Origin of the sequence: Mesorhizobium sp. M0011, assembly GCF_040324155.1 — a bacterium.
Lineage (GTDB): Bacteria > Pseudomonadota > Alphaproteobacteria > Rhizobiales > Rhizobiaceae > Mesorhizobium.
This window is the reverse complement of the sequence record NZ_JAMYVQ010000031.1, coordinates 1-14,780: the sequence shown is the minus strand read 5'-3', so window position 1 is coordinate 14,780 and position 14,780 is coordinate 1. Positions and strand designations below refer to the sequence as shown.

The 14,780-nt window shown below is 60.2% G+C and carries 13 protein-coding genes and 1 tRNA gene; 10 read left to right on the top strand and 4 right to left on the bottom strand.

The window, feature by feature from the left end; all coding sequences use genetic code 11:
- The first annotated feature begins 13 nt into the window (after positions 1-13).
- From NKK51_RS26295 to NKK51_RS26275, 5 genes are all read left to right on the top strand, one after another.
- Positions 14-1,033, top strand: a complete 1,020-nt coding sequence (locus NKK51_RS26295) for a chemotaxis response regulator protein-glutamate methylesterase (RefSeq protein WP_127297587.1) — start codon at positions 14-16, stop codon at positions 1,031-1,033.
- Positions 1,034-1,046: 13 nt separating this feature from the next.
- The gene (locus NKK51_RS26290) at positions 1,047-2,051 is read left to right on the top strand and encodes a response regulator (protein ID WP_031212665.1); all 1,005 of its coding nucleotides are present in this window, start codon (positions 1,047-1,049) and stop codon (positions 2,049-2,051) included.
- A gap of 362 nt (positions 2,052-2,413) precedes the next feature.
- Positions 2,414-2,872 carry a YidB family protein gene (locus NKK51_RS26285; RefSeq protein ID WP_023809636.1) on the top strand — a complete coding sequence of 153 codons (459 nt, stop codon included), beginning with the start codon at positions 2,414-2,416 and terminating at the stop codon, positions 2,870-2,872.
- A 439-nt stretch (positions 2,873-3,311) separates the two neighbouring features.
- Complete coding sequence (locus NKK51_RS26280) at positions 3,312-5,048, top strand: adenylate/guanylate cyclase domain-containing protein (protein WP_023809637.1); 1,737 nt, start codon at positions 3,312-3,314, stop codon at positions 5,046-5,048.
- Between the two features lie 111 nt (positions 5,049-5,159).
- Positions 5,160-5,696: a GNAT family N-acetyltransferase gene (locus NKK51_RS26275; RefSeq protein ID WP_023809638.1), complete on the top strand. Its 537-nt coding sequence runs from the start codon at positions 5,160-5,162 to the stop codon at positions 5,694-5,696.
- Between the two features lie 219 nt (positions 5,697-5,915).
- Here the strand turns inward: NKK51_RS26275 and NKK51_RS26270 are convergent, their stop codons facing one another.
- On the bottom strand, positions 5,916-6,902 hold the full coding sequence (locus NKK51_RS26270) for a 5'-nucleotidase (protein WP_081734773.1): 987 nt from the start codon (positions 6,900-6,902) through the stop codon (positions 5,916-5,918).
- A gap of 366 nt (positions 6,903-7,268) precedes the next feature.
- Between NKK51_RS26270 and NKK51_RS26265 the strand changes: the two genes are divergently transcribed.
- From NKK51_RS26265 to NKK51_RS26255, 3 genes are read left to right on the top strand one after another with little or no spacing between them, the layout of a single operon-like run.
- Positions 7,269-7,643, top strand: a complete 375-nt coding sequence (locus NKK51_RS26265) for a DUF3489 domain-containing protein (RefSeq protein WP_245273115.1) — start codon at positions 7,269-7,271, stop codon at positions 7,641-7,643.
- 5 nt (positions 7,644-7,648) lie between these two features.
- Complete coding sequence (locus NKK51_RS26260; RefSeq protein WP_032908834.1) at positions 7,649-8,155, top strand: DUF2924 domain-containing protein; 507 nt, start codon at positions 7,649-7,651, stop codon at positions 8,153-8,155.
- On the top strand, positions 8,152-9,840 hold the full coding sequence (locus tag NKK51_RS26255) for a recombinase family protein (protein WP_352555074.1): 1,689 nt from the start codon (positions 8,152-8,154) through the stop codon (positions 9,838-9,840). The genes NKK51_RS26260 and NKK51_RS26255 overlap by 4 nt, the downstream gene beginning before the upstream one ends.
- A gap of 212 nt (positions 9,841-10,052) precedes the next feature.
- Here NKK51_RS26255 and NKK51_RS26250 read toward each other — a convergent pair.
- Positions 10,053-10,128 (bottom strand) — tRNA-Ile (locus tag NKK51_RS26250).
- A 134-nt stretch (positions 10,129-10,262) separates the two neighbouring features.
- Here NKK51_RS26250 and NKK51_RS26245 point away from each other — a divergent pair.
- A complete protein-coding gene (locus NKK51_RS26245; protein WP_352555073.1) occupies positions 10,263-10,976 on the top strand; it encodes an SIMPL domain-containing protein in 714 nt (237 codons plus the stop codon).
- Between the two features lie 246 nt (positions 10,977-11,222).
- On the opposite strand, the gene NKK51_RS26240 is transcribed toward NKK51_RS26245, so the two are convergent.
- Entirely contained in the window at positions 11,223-11,579 is a 357-nt protein-coding gene (locus tag NKK51_RS26240; RefSeq protein ID WP_023809642.1) for a hypothetical protein, read from the bottom strand.
- Positions 11,580-11,833: 254 nt separating this feature from the next.
- Positions 11,834-12,280, bottom strand: coding sequence for a YcgN family cysteine cluster protein (locus NKK51_RS26235; RefSeq protein ID WP_013530173.1), 447 nt, complete (start codon positions 12,278-12,280; stop codon positions 11,834-11,836).
- A 197-nt stretch (positions 12,281-12,477) separates the two neighbouring features.
- Here NKK51_RS26235 and NKK51_RS26230 point away from each other — a divergent pair, with 197 nt between their 5' ends.
- Positions 12,478-14,460: an OmpA family protein gene (locus tag NKK51_RS26230; RefSeq protein WP_352555072.1), complete on the top strand. Its 1,983-nt coding sequence runs from the start codon at positions 12,478-12,480 to the stop codon at positions 14,458-14,460.
- Positions 14,461-14,780 lie beyond the last annotated feature (320 nt).

Genomic DNA, 14,780 nt, shown 5'->3' with positions numbered 1-14,780 from the left:
GGGAAGCCAGCGAATGAGAATCGGCGTGGTCAACGACATGCCCATGGCGGTTGAACTTCTGCGTCGACTGGTCCTGTCGACCGGCGAACATCAGGTCGCGTGGATCGCGACCAATGGGCGAGAGGCGGTCGAGGTCTGCAGACGTGATCTGCCGGATCTCATACTCATGGATCTAGCGATGCCAGAGATGGACGGCGTGGAAGCGACCCGCAGAATCATGGCGGAAACCCCGTGCTCAATCTTGCTGGTGACCGCTAGTATCGAAGCCAACCTCGCCGGCGTCTACGAAGCAATGGGTCATGGCGCGCTTGACGCAGTCGATATTCCCTCAGTGGGCATCGAAGGTAACGCGTCCTCGCAATCCGCCCGGCTTTTGACGAACAAGATAGGGACGATCGGCAAGCTGATTGGTGATGCGCCGACCCAGGCAAAAAGGCGGATGTCACGTGCGGCTGAGCCGACACCTCGACGCCTGATTGCAATCGGTGCCTCCGCGGGCGGGCCGGCTGCCGTTGCCGCAGTCCTGAGTTCGTTTCCCGTTGACTTTGGCGGCGCGATTGTACTCGTCCAGCATCTCGATGCTCAGTTCGTTCCAGGCCTCGTTGATTGGCTGGGGCAGCATACGCCTCTCCCGATCAGTCCGGCGCGGGAAAGGGATAGTCCTCAAGCCGGCACCGTTCTCGTTGCCAGTTCTGCGGATCATCTGGTTTTCAAGTCAGCTCGGCAACTTGGCTATACGCCCAGCCCCAAGGACAATGTTTATCGGCCGTCCGTAGATGTGTTCTTCGAAAGTGCGGCGCAATGGTGGCCCGGCTCGGTGACTGGTGTTCTGCTCACAGGCATGGGCAGGGATGGTGCGCGCGGGCTGAGACAGCTCCGCGACAAGGGGCATCTCACAATCGCGCAGGATAAAGCAACCAGTGCCGTCTATGGCATGCCGAAGGCCGCCGCCGACATCGGCGCGGCTGTTGATATTCTTCCTTTGAGTGCTATCGGCTCACGTATAATCGAAGCCTGCGAGCGCTCCACGTGAAAGGGCCCGTCCGATGACGCAAGAACCAGAGCTGGTCCCGCCACTCGCAGATAATTATTCATCCATGGTTCTGCTCATCGATGATCAGATCATGGTTTGCGAGGCGGTCAGGCGCGCTCTAGCCACCGCGCCCGATATTTCCTTACACTTCTGCACCGACCCATTGAGAGCGATGGCGGTCGCGGATGAGGTAAAGCCAACGGTTATTCTGCAGGATCTCGTCATGCCCGGGGTCGATGGGCTGCATCTGGTGCGAGAATACAGGAAGCATGGGTCGACACGCGCGGTCCCAGTCATTGTGCTGTCGAGCAAGGAAGATCCAGCCACCAAGGGCGAGGCGTTCGCTGCGGGAGCGAACGACTATCTCGTCAAACTGCCGGACCGTATCGAGCTGATTGCACGTATTCGATATCACACGCGGGCCTATCTGGATCACGTCCAGCGAGACGCGGCGTACCGAGCGCTAAGGGAAAGCCAGCGACAGCTGATCAGTGCAAATCTCGAGCTTGAACGTTTGACGCGGATCGATGGCCTGACGGGTCTAGGCAACAGGCGCTATTTTGACGAATATCTGGCGGCTGAATGGAAGCGCGCTTTTCGCGCACAGTCCCCATTGTCGCTGTTGATGATCGATGCAGACAACTTCAAACGATACAACGATACCTATGGCCATATGGCCGGCGACGAGGTGCTCAAGCAAATCGCCCGCGTAATCCAGAGTGGTTCCGGCCGCTCCACCGATCTCGCTGCGCGGTACGGAGGCGAAGAGTTCGTCATCGTGCTGGTCGACACTTTACTGGAACAATCCAGCGCGATCGCAGAGCGGCTCGTCCAGAGCGTGCGGGAATTGAACATACCCCACGGCCCGGATCGCGTGACCATCAGCGTTGGCGCCGCAACAGCGGTGCCCACCGAGAACGAGACGCCAAACGATTTCGTCAATGCCGCCGATTTGGCTCTGTTTCGTGCCAAATCGGAAGGACGAGATCGTGTTGCGCTTCATATGTCCCGCAGCTAGAGAAGCTCAATGCACCTCCGAAGAGCGGGTGTGTAATTTGAGGCTAAGATGGGGCGTGAGAGCGGCACTCGGTTGAAGATAGGAGCCGGACAACGGGCTTGAAGACTGGTTGGGCAAACGTTGGGAATGACAGCGACAGCGAGCTGGCCAGGTTCCGCTCCCTCCTCCTTATCATTGCGCCGCTTAAAACCCCAGGGTTGATTGCCGTGTGAAGCACTGGCGCGGCGAGGAAAACTTGCGGCGCGCTTCGCTGCAGAATTCCGGGAGGAGAAGGCTGAGCGTGTTCCAGAGGTCTATTAACTCCAGCAGGCGGAACCTTGCGAGCCTCGAAGCCTTCTTCCTGTTAGCTAAGGAGGAAACCAATGGCAAATCTGGGAAGACTGGCTGTCGCGATGCTTGGCATTCTTGCTTACCAAAATCGCGATAAGATCGGTGACTTGATCCGCGGCGCGGGAAATCGAGATCCAAACAACACACAAGGCGGGCTCTTGGATCAGCTGTCCAAGGGCGTCTCCGGGACCGCGTTTGGGGACATCCTCGACCGCTTCAGAAATGCAGGAGCGGGATCGAAGGTCGATTCGTGGGTTAGTACCGGACCCAACGAACCGATCGACCCGAAGGACGTGGAGACGGCAATTGACGAGGACACTCTCACTGCGCTTTCGATGCAAACTGGTCTGTCGCGCGATGAGTTGATTGCCCGGATCACTAAAGACTTGCCCGAGGCGGTCGACAAGCTGACGCCAAGGGGCGAACTGCCAGCAGCGACCGATGAGATCGCACTCCTAGATCAGGTGCCGCCACGCACTCCAGAGCGGTAAACGGGGGATTACATCGACCGTTAAATTGGCCGCGCCGCAATCCGGAGCGCATGACTGAACGGGCGGGCCACGGCCTGCCGTTGGGCGCCGCGAAGGAAAGAGTGGTGAAAGGGGGCGATCTTCTCTTTGGACTGGTTGTGATGAGGCGGGACCCTGGCACAGGTCGGCGTTGAGTTCCACTCTGCATTTTATTCAACATGACCCTAAATTGATTGGTCCACCCGGTTCCGAAACGACACAATGCGGGCTCGGCTGAGGCCCCTCCGTCTTTGAGGTATCGTCCTCGCGACCGCGTAAACAAGAAAGTGAATGATCGACCGACGTGACGCGATCACCCCATGTAGCGGCTTGCCGATCGAGCTTCAAAGTCAGCCTGATAGACTTTTGAAATAGACGTCATACAATCCCATTTTTCTGCTTTCAATGAAAGCAAAGCGAAATGGCCGAAGAACGCGCCCAACGCCGTCTTGCCGCCATATTGGCCGCCGACGTGGTGGGCTACAGCCGACTTCTGGACCTGGACGAGCAAGGAACATTGAACGCGTTAAAGAGGAGGCGGAAGGAGATCCTGGAACCACTGGTCCGCGACCGTCACGGCCGTGTCGTAAAAGTGATGGGTGATGGCGTCCTAGTCGAGTTCGGAAGCGCAGTGAACGCGGTGTCATGCGCCGTCGAACTCCAGAAGCGGATGATGGCCGCGAACGAGGGTTTGGCGTTCGACCGACAAATCAACCTGCATATCGGCATCAATCTGGGCGATGTCGTTGTCGAGGACGGCGATCTGTTCGGCGATGGCGTTGTTGTCGCAGTGCGGCTTCAGGCAATGGCCGGGGCCGGAGATATCTGCGTCTCCGGCAGCGTCTACGATCAAGTCAAGCGAAAGCTTGAATGCGACTTCGACGAACTCGGTCCGCAAGCGATCAAGAACGTTGCCGAACCGGTATCTGTTTACCGGATTCGGTTATCGGCCTCATCTGAAAGTGGCGGACCGGCAGAGAAAGCGCCGCTGCCGCTCCCCGGCAAGCCCTCCATCGCCGTCCTTCCCTTTACGAACATGAGCAACGATCCGGAGCAGGAGGCTTTTGTCGACGGCCTCACCGAAGACCTGATCACGGATCTGTCGAGGAACAGCGAGTTGTTTGTCATCGCCAGCAACTCGGCTTTTGCATACAAGGGCAGGCATATGGATGTGCGTCGCATCGCGCGAGAACTGGGAGTGCGCCATCTTCTTGAGGGTAGTGCACGGCGGGCAGCTGGACGGGTGCGTATCAACGCTCAATTGATCGATGCGATCGGGGGCGACCACCTTTGGGCCGAAAGATTCGACCGAAGCCTTGAAGATATCTTCGCTGTTCAGGACGAGGTGACCGGCAAGATTGTCGAGGCTCTGGTGGGCCGTCTGACCGCCGCGCCGGGGCGCAACAGACCGAAGAACCTGGAGGCCTATGATTTATGTGTGCGTGCACGGGCCTTGGGCCTGCAAACGGCACTCACCGCGAAAGAAGCCATTTTCCTGCTGAACCGGGCAATTGCGCTCGATCCGGAATATGCGGAGGCGCATCGTTGGCTGGCACTCAACCTCTGGCTGGGCTGGGAGTTCTGGGACGAACCGATGGACCCCAATCGCACAAGTGCGCTTGCCGAAGCACAGCAGGCGGTCGAACTCGACCCGAATGACGCTGGGAACCGATGGGTATTGGGCGTTATACTAGGACATGAGGGTCGCTGGGCGGAATCGGATGCCGAATTCGCCGCCGCCCACAAGCTGGATCCCAACCACGCCGACGCATGGGCAATGCAAGCTGAACTGACGACGGAAAACGGCCGGCCTGCCGAAGCCATAGAGCAGGTGCGCAAGGCGCTGCGGCTCAACCCTCACCCGCCCGGTTGGTACTACTGGATGTTGGGCCAGGCTCAGTATGCCATCGGCGACTACGAATCCGCGGTTCAAACGTTGCGGAGACCCGAAACTTATCGCACGACTTCACGACGCCTGCTTGCAGCAAGCCTTGCGCAACTTGGCCGTTTGGAGGAGGCGCGCTGGGAGGCGGAAATGTTCATGATAAGCAATCCGCACTTCACAATCAGGCATTGGTCAGCTTCGCAGCCTTTCCCGGCCGAGGACGTCCGACGGCATATCGTGGAAGGCTATCGCATGGCGGGGCTGCCAGAATGACTGTCACGGCTATGCCGTCGGGGCCGCAGTGGATAGCGTCTCGAGGCTGCCGCAGCAGCGAATATTTGGTCTCTTCTGCCTGAACGAAATTCGTCAAATCGAGACTTGAACATGGCAAGTGAAGACTTTCGGCACCGGAAAGCACAACGGGAGGATCTCCCGGCCCTGATTACGCTCATGGACGCGGCGATCTCTGAACTCCAGAAGCCCTTTCTAGATGACGCTCAGATCCAATCCAGCCGGGCCATCATGGGGCTGGATACACAACTTGTCGACGACGGCACTTACTTCCTCGTGGAGCACAACGGCGTTTTGGCAGGTTGCGGCGGTTGGAGCCGGCGCGCAACGATGTATGGTGGAGATCAGTCGCCTGGACGTGATGCAGCGCTGCTTGATCCTGCCAAGGACGCAGCACGCATCAGAGCCATGTACACCCATCCGGACTTTGTCCGGCGGGGGGTCGGCCACTTGATCCTTGCGCTTTGTGAGCGTGCCGCCAAGGCCGAGGGCTTCGCCCGTGCTGAGCTGGCAGCTACCGCGGCCGGAGAGCCACTGTATCGCGCCTGCGGGTACCAATCCGTCAAGAAATTCTTCGACGAGCGTGGCGGGGCTCCGGTTCCTATCCTGCTTATGAGCAAGACGCTCTGACCTCCGGCTTACAGGGCAGTCGCACGCAGTTGGCGGCGCTCGCCGGCACGGAATGCTCACCTATACTTCCGCCCCATGGTCCGCTTTTGGTGAATGGACGGGACCGTACGAATGACTGCCATTGGGCGCAAAGCCGCCGTTCGGCTTCCACTATGCCCAGATCGCATGCCGTCACGTTCGGACGCTCAGTCAAAGCGAACGAGATCTAATCCTGAAGAATCAGCCGGCCGGGATTACCGGCGCAGCCGGATCGTGAGGTCCGGGAACATGGCCGGCAGGAACCACTGCCGCCGCGCCTAAAACGTGCTTCTCTTGATCATCAAAGAAAATGTGGGCCCCGAGCGCCTTCAGGATGGGTGCTTTCTCACGGCTGCCTACGAAGTGCGCCTCGTCAGCTGGTGTTCCCCACGCTCTCAGCGTCCGAATTACGCGCTCATGCGCAGGGGCGTTCCGGGCAGTGACAAGTGCGATGCGGACCTTACTCACGTTGCCCTCATTAAGGAAAACTCGGCGCAATGCCGATAACTTGTGAAGAAAATTGCCAAACGGGCCGCGCGCCATCGGATTGCTCGCGTTCGCGGTCTCATGCGCAAGGAAAGCCTCCAGGCCCTTTTCTTTGTAGATTGCGTCGGACTCGGGGCCAAACACTACAGCATCGCCGTCGAACGCGACCCGGACCTCGCCCTGGGGTGTTTCGGCACGATCCTTGGGCGCCAAGCCAAGCCGAGCAGCGGCTGCTCCGCCGTCCACCGCTCCTTTTACATCCGTGTCCGCGTTTGAGAGAAATAGGTCAATGCCCCAAGCAGGAACAAAAGGAGCGAGTGACCGCCCGCTAGTAAAACTGCCTGTCTTGACGACAAGCCCATAATGATCGATCGACTTGAACGCTCGGAGAGAGAGGTCGGGCGAGTTCTGGGACAGAAGGATCACTTCAACATACGGAGCAGCCTCAGGATCGTTCAGCGCGAGTAACCGCTCGACTACCTCAAAGCCAGCACCCCTGCGGAGGATCACGTCCTCGCGTTCGAGTTGCATGGCCGCATACGACTTGACGCCGTAGTTCTCGAATACGCGATGTTCCTCCTCCAGATCAAAAAGAGCGCGCGTAGAGATTCCGATGCGGAGAGGGCTGGCCCTTAGCGTAGACCCTGGATCGCCATTCCCCTTGTCATCTTCGGCTGTAAGAGAGGCTTCCGCGATTTCCATTTGCCCTTCCTCCGATATTAAGACAGCCTAGGCAATGCCCTTTCTATATTTGACTTATTTCCGAAGAATTGAAGATCTGCGGTTCATTGCGGATCGCTGTCATTTCATCGCGATTTCCTAACTTTTCAAATGCCAGATGGACTTGGGAGCATCGACACGTCGTGGGAAGGTCCACTGGTGTGGTCTAAGCCCTCGAAGGCAGCGATATTCGACTGGACTTCATACGGCAACGAAGCATTGGTGTTGCCAGCGCAGCAGAAGAACAATGGATTAACAACGAGCAGAATCTCCAGCCCGCCAAGACAGCGGGCTTCGGTCAGTACAAGCGCCGGAATGGTCCGGGCTTCTAACTGATGGAGATTTGAAATGTCTATCTTTAACAACACCACTATGAAGGCCGACAATGCGGAAGCCGCCGATACGGCACCCAGCGTCGACGACAGCACCCCAACCCGGAAGCCGCGCGAGAAGTCCGTGGTGACCGTCGCGGTGACGGTCAAGAAGGCAAAGGACGAAGCGCCCGCAGCGCCTACCAAAACCGACATCGTCCTCAAGAAGCTGAAGTCGGCCAAAGGCGCTACAATCCAAACCCTGATGGATGCGACGGGATGGCAGGCGCATTCGGTGCGGGGTTTCCTCTCCGGTACCGTCAAGAAGAAGCTTGGCCACGAACTGCTCAGCGACACCGGCAAGGACGGACAAAGGCGGTACCGCATTGCCGAGGCGAAGACCGCCGGTTGACCTAGATGCGCAAAAGACAGGATCTGGATAGTGAGATCGCCGGGATTGGCGGTCTCACGCGTGATGAACTCACGGCAGCATGGAAAAAGGCCTATGGCTGCCCGCCGCCCAAAGGGGTCAAACGTGGGTTGCTTGAACGGTCGGCCGCCTGGCATCTCCAGGCCAAGCGATTGGGTGGTTTACCTTCGACCGTCAAGAAAACACTCGGAGCAGGCAACGCGCGCCAGTCCAACGTAAAGGCTGTCCAACCGAGCAATACTGGACCGGATCGCGAGGACGGTGTTCCGTCGGTCCGAGCAGCGTCATCGGATAAGGCACTAACGTCGCCGCCACGATCCCTTCCGCCAAGAATCGGCTCCCGTCTGGTGCGGGAATGGAATGGCCGGATGCACGTTATCGAAGTGGTCTATGACGGCTTCGTGCTCGATGGCAAGACGTACGGATCGCTGTCGGCCGTCGCCCGCCGCATTACCGGCGCCCATTGGTCTGGCCCGAGGTTCTTTGGCCTATGACAGCAATCCCTCGCCTCAACTGCGCGATCTACACTCGCAAATCGACCGAAGAGGGATTGGAGCAGGAATTCAATTCGCTCGATGCCCAGCGCGAAGCGTGCGCGGCCTTCATCGCATCGCAGGTCGGTCTTGGCTGGAAGTTGATGCCAAGCCACTACGATGACGGCGGGATTTCGGGCGGCACGATGGAGCGCCCTGCCCTGCAGCGTCTCCTACAGGACATCCGGGACAAAGAGGTCGATGTGGTGGTCGTCTACAAGATCGACCGCCTCACCCGTTCGCTGATGGATTTTTGCAAGATCGTCGAGATCTTCGATGCCAGCTCCGTCTCGTTTGTCTCGGTCACGCAGCAGTTCAACACCACAACCTCAATGGGCAGGCTCACGCTCAACGTGCTCTTGTCCTTCGCCCAGTTCGAGCGAGAGGTTACAGCAGAGCGTATCCGCGACAAGATCGCGGCCTCGAAGAAGAAAGGCATGTGGATGGGTGGCGTGGTGCCCCTGGGCTATCGTGTCGAGTACCGCAAGCTGGTGATTGACGAAACCGAGGCACAAACAGTCAGACACCTGTTCGCCCGCTATCTCACCCTGAGGTCAGTGCGCGACCTTGTCGATGAGGCTGCGAGCGACGGGGTTTCCACACGATCGCGACACCTCATAGACGGATCAGTTGCAGTTACCATGCCGTTTGGTCGCGGCAACCTCTACCACCTGCTTTCGAACCCGGTCTACGTCGGCAAGATCAGGCACAAGGATCAGGTCTACGATGGAGAGCACAAGCCAATTGTCACGTCTGCCACGTTCGACGAGGCCCAGGCACTACTTGCCTCTCAGGCGCCGCGGCGGCGAAGCGAGTCCAATGTCACGCAAGCCCATTTGCTCACCGGTCTGCTCTTTGATGAAGCGGGCGAGAAATTGCGATCGGTTCATGCCAATAAGCAAGGTGTTCGCTACCGATACTATGTCTCAAAGCAGTTCGTCGATGAGCGCAGGAAAGGTTCCGAGGGCTGGCGTCTTCCGGCACCCGCACTTGAGTCAGTTGTTGAGCATCGCCTCAATCGGATTCTCAGTGATCAAGCCCAACTGTCTCATTGGATTCGGCAATGGGCAGACTCTGGCGAAATCCAGGCAGCGATGCGGCGAGTTGACGAGATGCGGTCGTGTTGGGCTTCAGGCACTACGGATGCGAAGCGATCTCTCCTCCAAAAGATCGTTCACAGGATCACCCTCAAGCTTGGTTTATTGACCATCGAACTGGATCGCCGCTCGCTATCGGAATTGCTTCTCGACCGAAAGCTGCCACCCAACGATAGCGCCCAAGTAACTTCCATCGAATGTCCAATCGGAATGAAGCGTCGCGGCGTCGAAACGCGGATCGTGCTTACCAACGGATCCAATATCAACCGGGCACCCGATGCCGCCTTGATCAACCTTCTGCGCCGCGCCCACCTATATCTCGGCCAACTTACAGACGGAGTCGGTCGCAGCCTTACCGACGTTGCCATGCTCAACGGCACCGATACATCCGAGGTCAGCCGCCTATTGCCCTTCGCTTTCCTCGTTCCAAAAATTGCGGCCAACATCGTTGCAGGTGATCAACCTGTTGAACTAACGGCGCACCGGCTGTCCCGATTGTCGGACCTCCCCCTTACTTGGACTGACCAGGCTGCACTCCTGGGCTTCTAACCATCCGGCGAGCATCTCGCTGACCAGTCGACCATCGCTTTGGCAAACACTTGGCTACGGAATTCGCCCGACAGAGACGGACGACTAAAAGTCGGGTGTTTTGCGTTTACCGCGGCGTCTCAGCCAAGTGTTGCCCACTACTCGGCGCTAACCCACGGAAATGTCGGAGGTATTCTGAGACGGTCGAAACCCCGAAAAACGAGGGGACTGGATGGTGGGCCCGGAGGGACTCGAACCCCCAACCAAGCGGTTATGAGCCGCCGGCTCTAACCATTGAGCTACAGGCCCCACGCCGGCTGGATTAATGTTTTTCCCGTCGCGGCACAAGGCTTTCCCGACGGGCTTACGGAGATCGCCCAAATCAACCCATAATCGCGCTCTACGCGACCTCTGCGACTTGATCGCAGACCAAGGAGATTTTCATGACCAGACACCTTTTGCCTCTCGCGCTCGCCGCTGCAATCGCTTTTCCGGCGATGGCTGGAGCCACCGATTTGCCGACGCCACCCCGCATCATCGTGTCAGGCGAAGGCGAAGCAACCGTAGCGCCTGATCTGGCGGTCCTGACGCTGAGCGTCATGCGCGAGGCCAAGACCGCGCGCGCGGCGCTCGATGCCAACAATGACGCCATGGCCGCCGTGATCGCGGCGATGAAGTCGGCCGGCATCCAGGACCGCGACCTGCAGACCGCCGGCATCCAGATCAACCCGCGCTACAACTACACCAACAAGCCGGACGGCAGCCAGGAAGCCGAACTCGTCGCCTATCAGGTGACCAACACGCTTTCGGTGCGGGTGCGCGATGTCGACAAGACCGGCGAGATCCTCGACAAGGCAGTGTCGCTCGGCGTCAACCAGGGCGGCGGCATCGCCTTCACCAATGACAACCCGGCGGCCACGGTCACCGAGGCGCGCAAGAAGGCGGTCGCCAACGCCATGGCCAAGGCCAAGACGCTGGCCCAGGCCGCCGGCGTCAGCCTCGGTCGCGTGCTCGAGATCACCGATCAGAACATGGCGCCGACGCCAATGCCGATCAACGCCAAGGCCTTCGACGCCGCGGCCGGTGCTGCGGCTCCGGTGCAAGCCGGTGAGAACGCCTACAATGTGCAGGTCACCGTCACCTTCGAACTGAAGTAGGCGGCTCTGACGATCCGTGGCTGAGCCTGACCACGGCAATCATCAGCCAATAGCGTGCATGAAAAACCCCGCGGGATTGCTCCCGCGGGGTTTTTTCGAGCCACACCCTTCAAACGGAAAGGGGCTCGGCTAGTCCCGGCTGATCTTCGTAGGAGATCATGCTGCCAGACCGACCTTCACTGAAGGTCGTGTCTCCCGGCTGATCCTCGCAGACGATCATGCCTCTATGATCCGCCAAAGCCGGCCTTAGCGATAGATGACGGGGCAGCCGCGCTCATTGGCGAACACGACGACGACGCGGTCGCCGTCCTGGCGGCCCATCACCTTCACCGTACGACGGCTGACGTCGACGATGCGGGCACGGCGCAGACCCATGCGTTCGGCCTTGTCGAGGGCGCGGTCCGGCGAGCAGCCACGGCGCCAGTCGCCACGGCGCTCGTCACGGCGATGGCGATAACCGTCGTCACCGGTATAGACGCCGAAACGCGGGTCGTTGTTGTTGCCGAAGCCGAGGTAAAGGCTGTCGGCGTGAGCGGGAACAGCCGCCAGCGTGCCGAGACCGACCAGGGCCGAAAGGGCTGCCGTCTTGATCGTGTTGAACATCGTCTTCTCTCCTTTTGCGGGCCTTCGCCCCCTTGTGAACCGATGAGGGGGAGAATGCGCTTGCCTATCTGAACTCTTTACGAACCTGCCGTTCATCTCCGGTTCATATGGCGGGAAGAAGGAAAGTTCCGGCCATTTGCCGTCGTCCCCAGCCCTTGGTGAAGGCCAGAACGTCTGACTCGACGCCCCGGTTCCGACCCCGCTGATTGGCCGAATGCATTCGAACGGGAGGCTCCTGCTCACCGTCGCTGGTCCTACGGCTCCTCGTCCAGCACATAGTCAAAATAGTCTTCCGGCTCGGCAAGATCGGTTTCGCTCGCCTTGACCCGGCCGCGCATCGAGATGCCGGCTTCATGCACGGTCTCGGCGCTGCCCGACACCAGCCGGTGCCACCAGTAGAGGTCGCGGCCTTCGGCCACCAGCCGATAGGCGCAGGTGCTGGGCAGCCAGCTGATGGTTCGCACATTCTGCGGCGTCAGCCCGACGCAGTCGGGAACGCGCGCCAGCCGATTGGCATAGTCCGAACAGCGGCAGGTCTCGGCGTCGAACAGCCGACAGCCGACGCTGGTCCAGTAGATCTCGCCAGTGTCCTCGTCCTCAAGCTTTGACAGGCAGCATTTGCCGCAGCCGTCGCACAGTGATTCCCACTCGGCCGGGCTCATCGCCTCCAGCGCCTTGGTTTTCCAGAATGGCGTTTCCATTTCCGGGATGTGGCCCCAGCCGCGGGCAAGGTCAAGCGCGGCAATGGTCGCAATTGCGGCTATCGCCAGGTGAATGACATGAAGTTGCCTTCAAAAGGTCGGTCAATCGCCCCGTACGGCCTCTATCCGTGCCAGACTGGAACCAATCGGCACAAGATCGGTTTCGGCAAGGATGGGACCCCACAAGGAGAATTTCGATGAAACGCCAACCACGGATTCTGGCAGGCACGGCACTTGGCCTGTTGATGGCATCCGCGCCGTTGGGCGCGTTCCCGCTTCAGGGAAGTGTCGCGTCCGGCCTTGCCCAGCGCACGGCAGCCCCATTCATCCTGGCGCAAGCAGCATGCGCCGAAGGCGAAGCGGCCGAAGCCTGCGCACAAAAGCAGCAGGCGGAACCCGAACAGAAGCGCGAACGCAAGAAGGCCGAGCCTGAACAGCAGGCCGCGCCTGCCCAGAGCGAGCAGCCCGCCGAGGAGCAGCAGCCACGCCGGAAGAAGCGCGACCAGCAGCAGCAGACCGAGCAGGCGCCGGCCGAACAGGCAGCACCCGCCGAGGAACAGCAGCCGCGCAGGAAGAAGCGCGACCAGCAGCAGCAGACCGAGCAGGCGCCGGCCGAACAGGCCGCTCCAGCCGAGGAACAGCAGCCGCGCAGGAAGAAACGCGACCAGCAGCAAACCGAGCAGGCGCCGGCCGGCCAGGCGGAACCGGCCAACGACAATCAGCCCGGCGAGCAGGCCAAGCCGCGCAAGAAGAACAGGCAGGACCAGCAGGCCCAACCTGAAGTCGCCCCGGCACCGAAGGAGGCTCCCGCTGGAGAGGCGACGGCCCCTGCCGGCGAACAGCCCGCGGCCCAGGGCGAGCAGCCCCAGGACACGACGAAGAAGCGTGTCAGGAAACCTGTTGGCGAGCAGCCGGCCACAGCCGAGCAGCCAGCCACCGGCGAACAACCGGCCAATGGTCAGACGGCAGCACCGGTACAGGGCGAAAGCCCGGTGCAAGGCGAAGCACCGGCCGATCCAAACGCCGCTCCCATCCTGGACAGCCAGAAGGACGCCGAGCGCAGAGGCGGCCGCAAGCAGGGCGACAAGATCGTCCCCCAGGATGGCGAGCAGCAGAATGGCGGGCAAAATGCCCAGCAAGGTGGCGATCAGGGCCGCAAGCCGGTGGCTGCTCCCATCGACCAAGGCCCGCCCCCCACCGACGACAGGGCCGCACAGCAGGAGATCAAGCCCGAGAAGATCGCGCCGGTGACCGAGGAAAAGGGCACACGCGTAGAGCGTGCACCCGATGAGAACGTCCGCGACCGCCGGCGTCCGAAAGGCGTCGACGTCGTCAGGGAACTCGGCGACCGCGTCATCCTGCAGTTCAACAACCAGACGTTCGTCGAGAGCAATGACGCCCCGCGCATGACCCGCGGCGCCAGGAACGTCTATTATGAGGATCTCTCGGGCAATCGCACCCGGGAAATCGTCGAGCGTGACAACGGTGTCCAGATCGTCACCATCCGCAACCGCTATGGCGACGTCATCCAGCGTTCGCGCATTGCGCCGGATGGACGCGAATATGTGCTGAGCTATGTCGATGAGCGGCACTATGAGGACGACAGCGACTGGCGCGATCCCGGCGATGATCTGCCGCCGATGCGGCTGACAATCCCGCGCGAGGAGTACATTCTGGACTCCGAGGATGTCGAAGATCCGGACGACTACTACACCTTCCTCGAACAGCCACCGGTGGAGAAGGTCCAGCGCCTCTACTCGATCGACGAGGTCAAACGTTCGGCCCGCGTGCGCGACATCGCACGGCGCGTCGATCTCGACACGCTCAACTTCGAATTCGGCTCGGCCTCGATCTCCGACACCGAGGTGCAGAAGCTCGAGGGCGTCGCCACCGCAATGGAGAAGTTGTTGAAGAAGAACCCGGCCGAGACCTTCCTGATCGAAGGTCACACCGACGCCGTCGGCTCGCCTGAAGCCAACCTCGCCCTGTCAGATCGCCGCGCGGAATCGGTGGCGGAGGCGCTGACCAACGCCTTCGGCATCCCGCCGGAGAACCTGACGACACAGGGCTATGGCGAGGAGTATCTGAAGGTCAATACGTCGGCGCCGAACCGCGAGAACCGGCGCGTTGGCATTCGCCGCATCACGTCGCTGGTGGCACCGGTCGCCAGCAACAATTAGGTCATGATTTCAAAACCATGACCTGGTTTGCGGAATCGGCACGAGAAGCATCCATCCCCGGCACTGCCGGGGGTGGATCAACGCGCCGGGTTCAACAAGAATTGTTCGGGGATTAGACACGGCTCATTGAATCGCGGGCGCAGCCACCCCAGATTCGGCGCTGGGCGTTCCCTGCCCCGTCCCGACTCCAGCGGGACGCATTAAGCCCCGCCGTTTGTGAACTGACCCCCGAAAGTTGGACACAACCTTCGGGGGTTTTGCATGTCCAAATACAGCGAGAGTTTCAAGCGCTCGGTTGTCGATAGCTATTTAGGCGGGGA

What these genes read in the sequence shown, in the direction of transcription:
- NKK51_RS26295 (WP_127297587.1), top strand. Translation starts at nt 14, where the DNA reads ATGAGAATCGGCGTGGTCAACGACATGCCCATGGCGGTTGAACTTCTG.
- NKK51_RS26290 (WP_031212665.1), top strand. Translation starts at nt 1,047, where the DNA reads ATGACGCAAGAACCAGAGCTGGTCCCGCCACTCGCAGATAATTATTCA.
- NKK51_RS26285 (WP_023809636.1), top strand. Translation starts at nt 2,414, where the DNA reads ATGGCAAATCTGGGAAGACTGGCTGTCGCGATGCTTGGCATTCTTGCT.
- NKK51_RS26280 (WP_023809637.1), top strand. Translation starts at nt 3,312, where the DNA reads ATGGCCGAAGAACGCGCCCAACGCCGTCTTGCCGCCATATTGGCCGCC.
- NKK51_RS26275 (WP_023809638.1), top strand. Translation starts at nt 5,160, where the DNA reads ATGGCAAGTGAAGACTTTCGGCACCGGAAAGCACAACGGGAGGATCTC.
- NKK51_RS26270 (WP_081734773.1), bottom strand. Translation starts at nt 6,902, where the DNA reads ATGGAAATCGCGGAAGCCTCTCTTACAGCCGAAGATGACAAGGGGAAT.
- NKK51_RS26265 (WP_245273115.1), top strand. Translation starts at nt 7,269, where the DNA reads ATGTCTATCTTTAACAACACCACTATGAAGGCCGACAATGCGGAAGCC.
- NKK51_RS26260 (WP_032908834.1), top strand. Translation starts at nt 7,649, where the DNA reads ATGCGCAAAAGACAGGATCTGGATAGTGAGATCGCCGGGATTGGCGGT.
- NKK51_RS26255 (WP_352555074.1), top strand. Translation starts at nt 8,152, where the DNA reads ATGACAGCAATCCCTCGCCTCAACTGCGCGATCTACACTCGCAAATCG.
- NKK51_RS26245 (WP_352555073.1), top strand. Translation starts at nt 10,263, where the DNA reads ATGACCAGACACCTTTTGCCTCTCGCGCTCGCCGCTGCAATCGCTTTT.
- NKK51_RS26240 (WP_023809642.1), bottom strand. Translation starts at nt 11,579, where the DNA reads ATGTTCAACACGATCAAGACGGCAGCCCTTTCGGCCCTGGTCGGTCTC.
- NKK51_RS26235 (WP_013530173.1), bottom strand. Translation starts at nt 12,280, where the DNA reads ATGGAAACGCCATTCTGGAAAACCAAGGCGCTGGAGGCGATGAGCCCG.
- NKK51_RS26230 (WP_352555072.1), top strand. Translation starts at nt 12,478, where the DNA reads ATGAAACGCCAACCACGGATTCTGGCAGGCACGGCACTTGGCCTGTTG.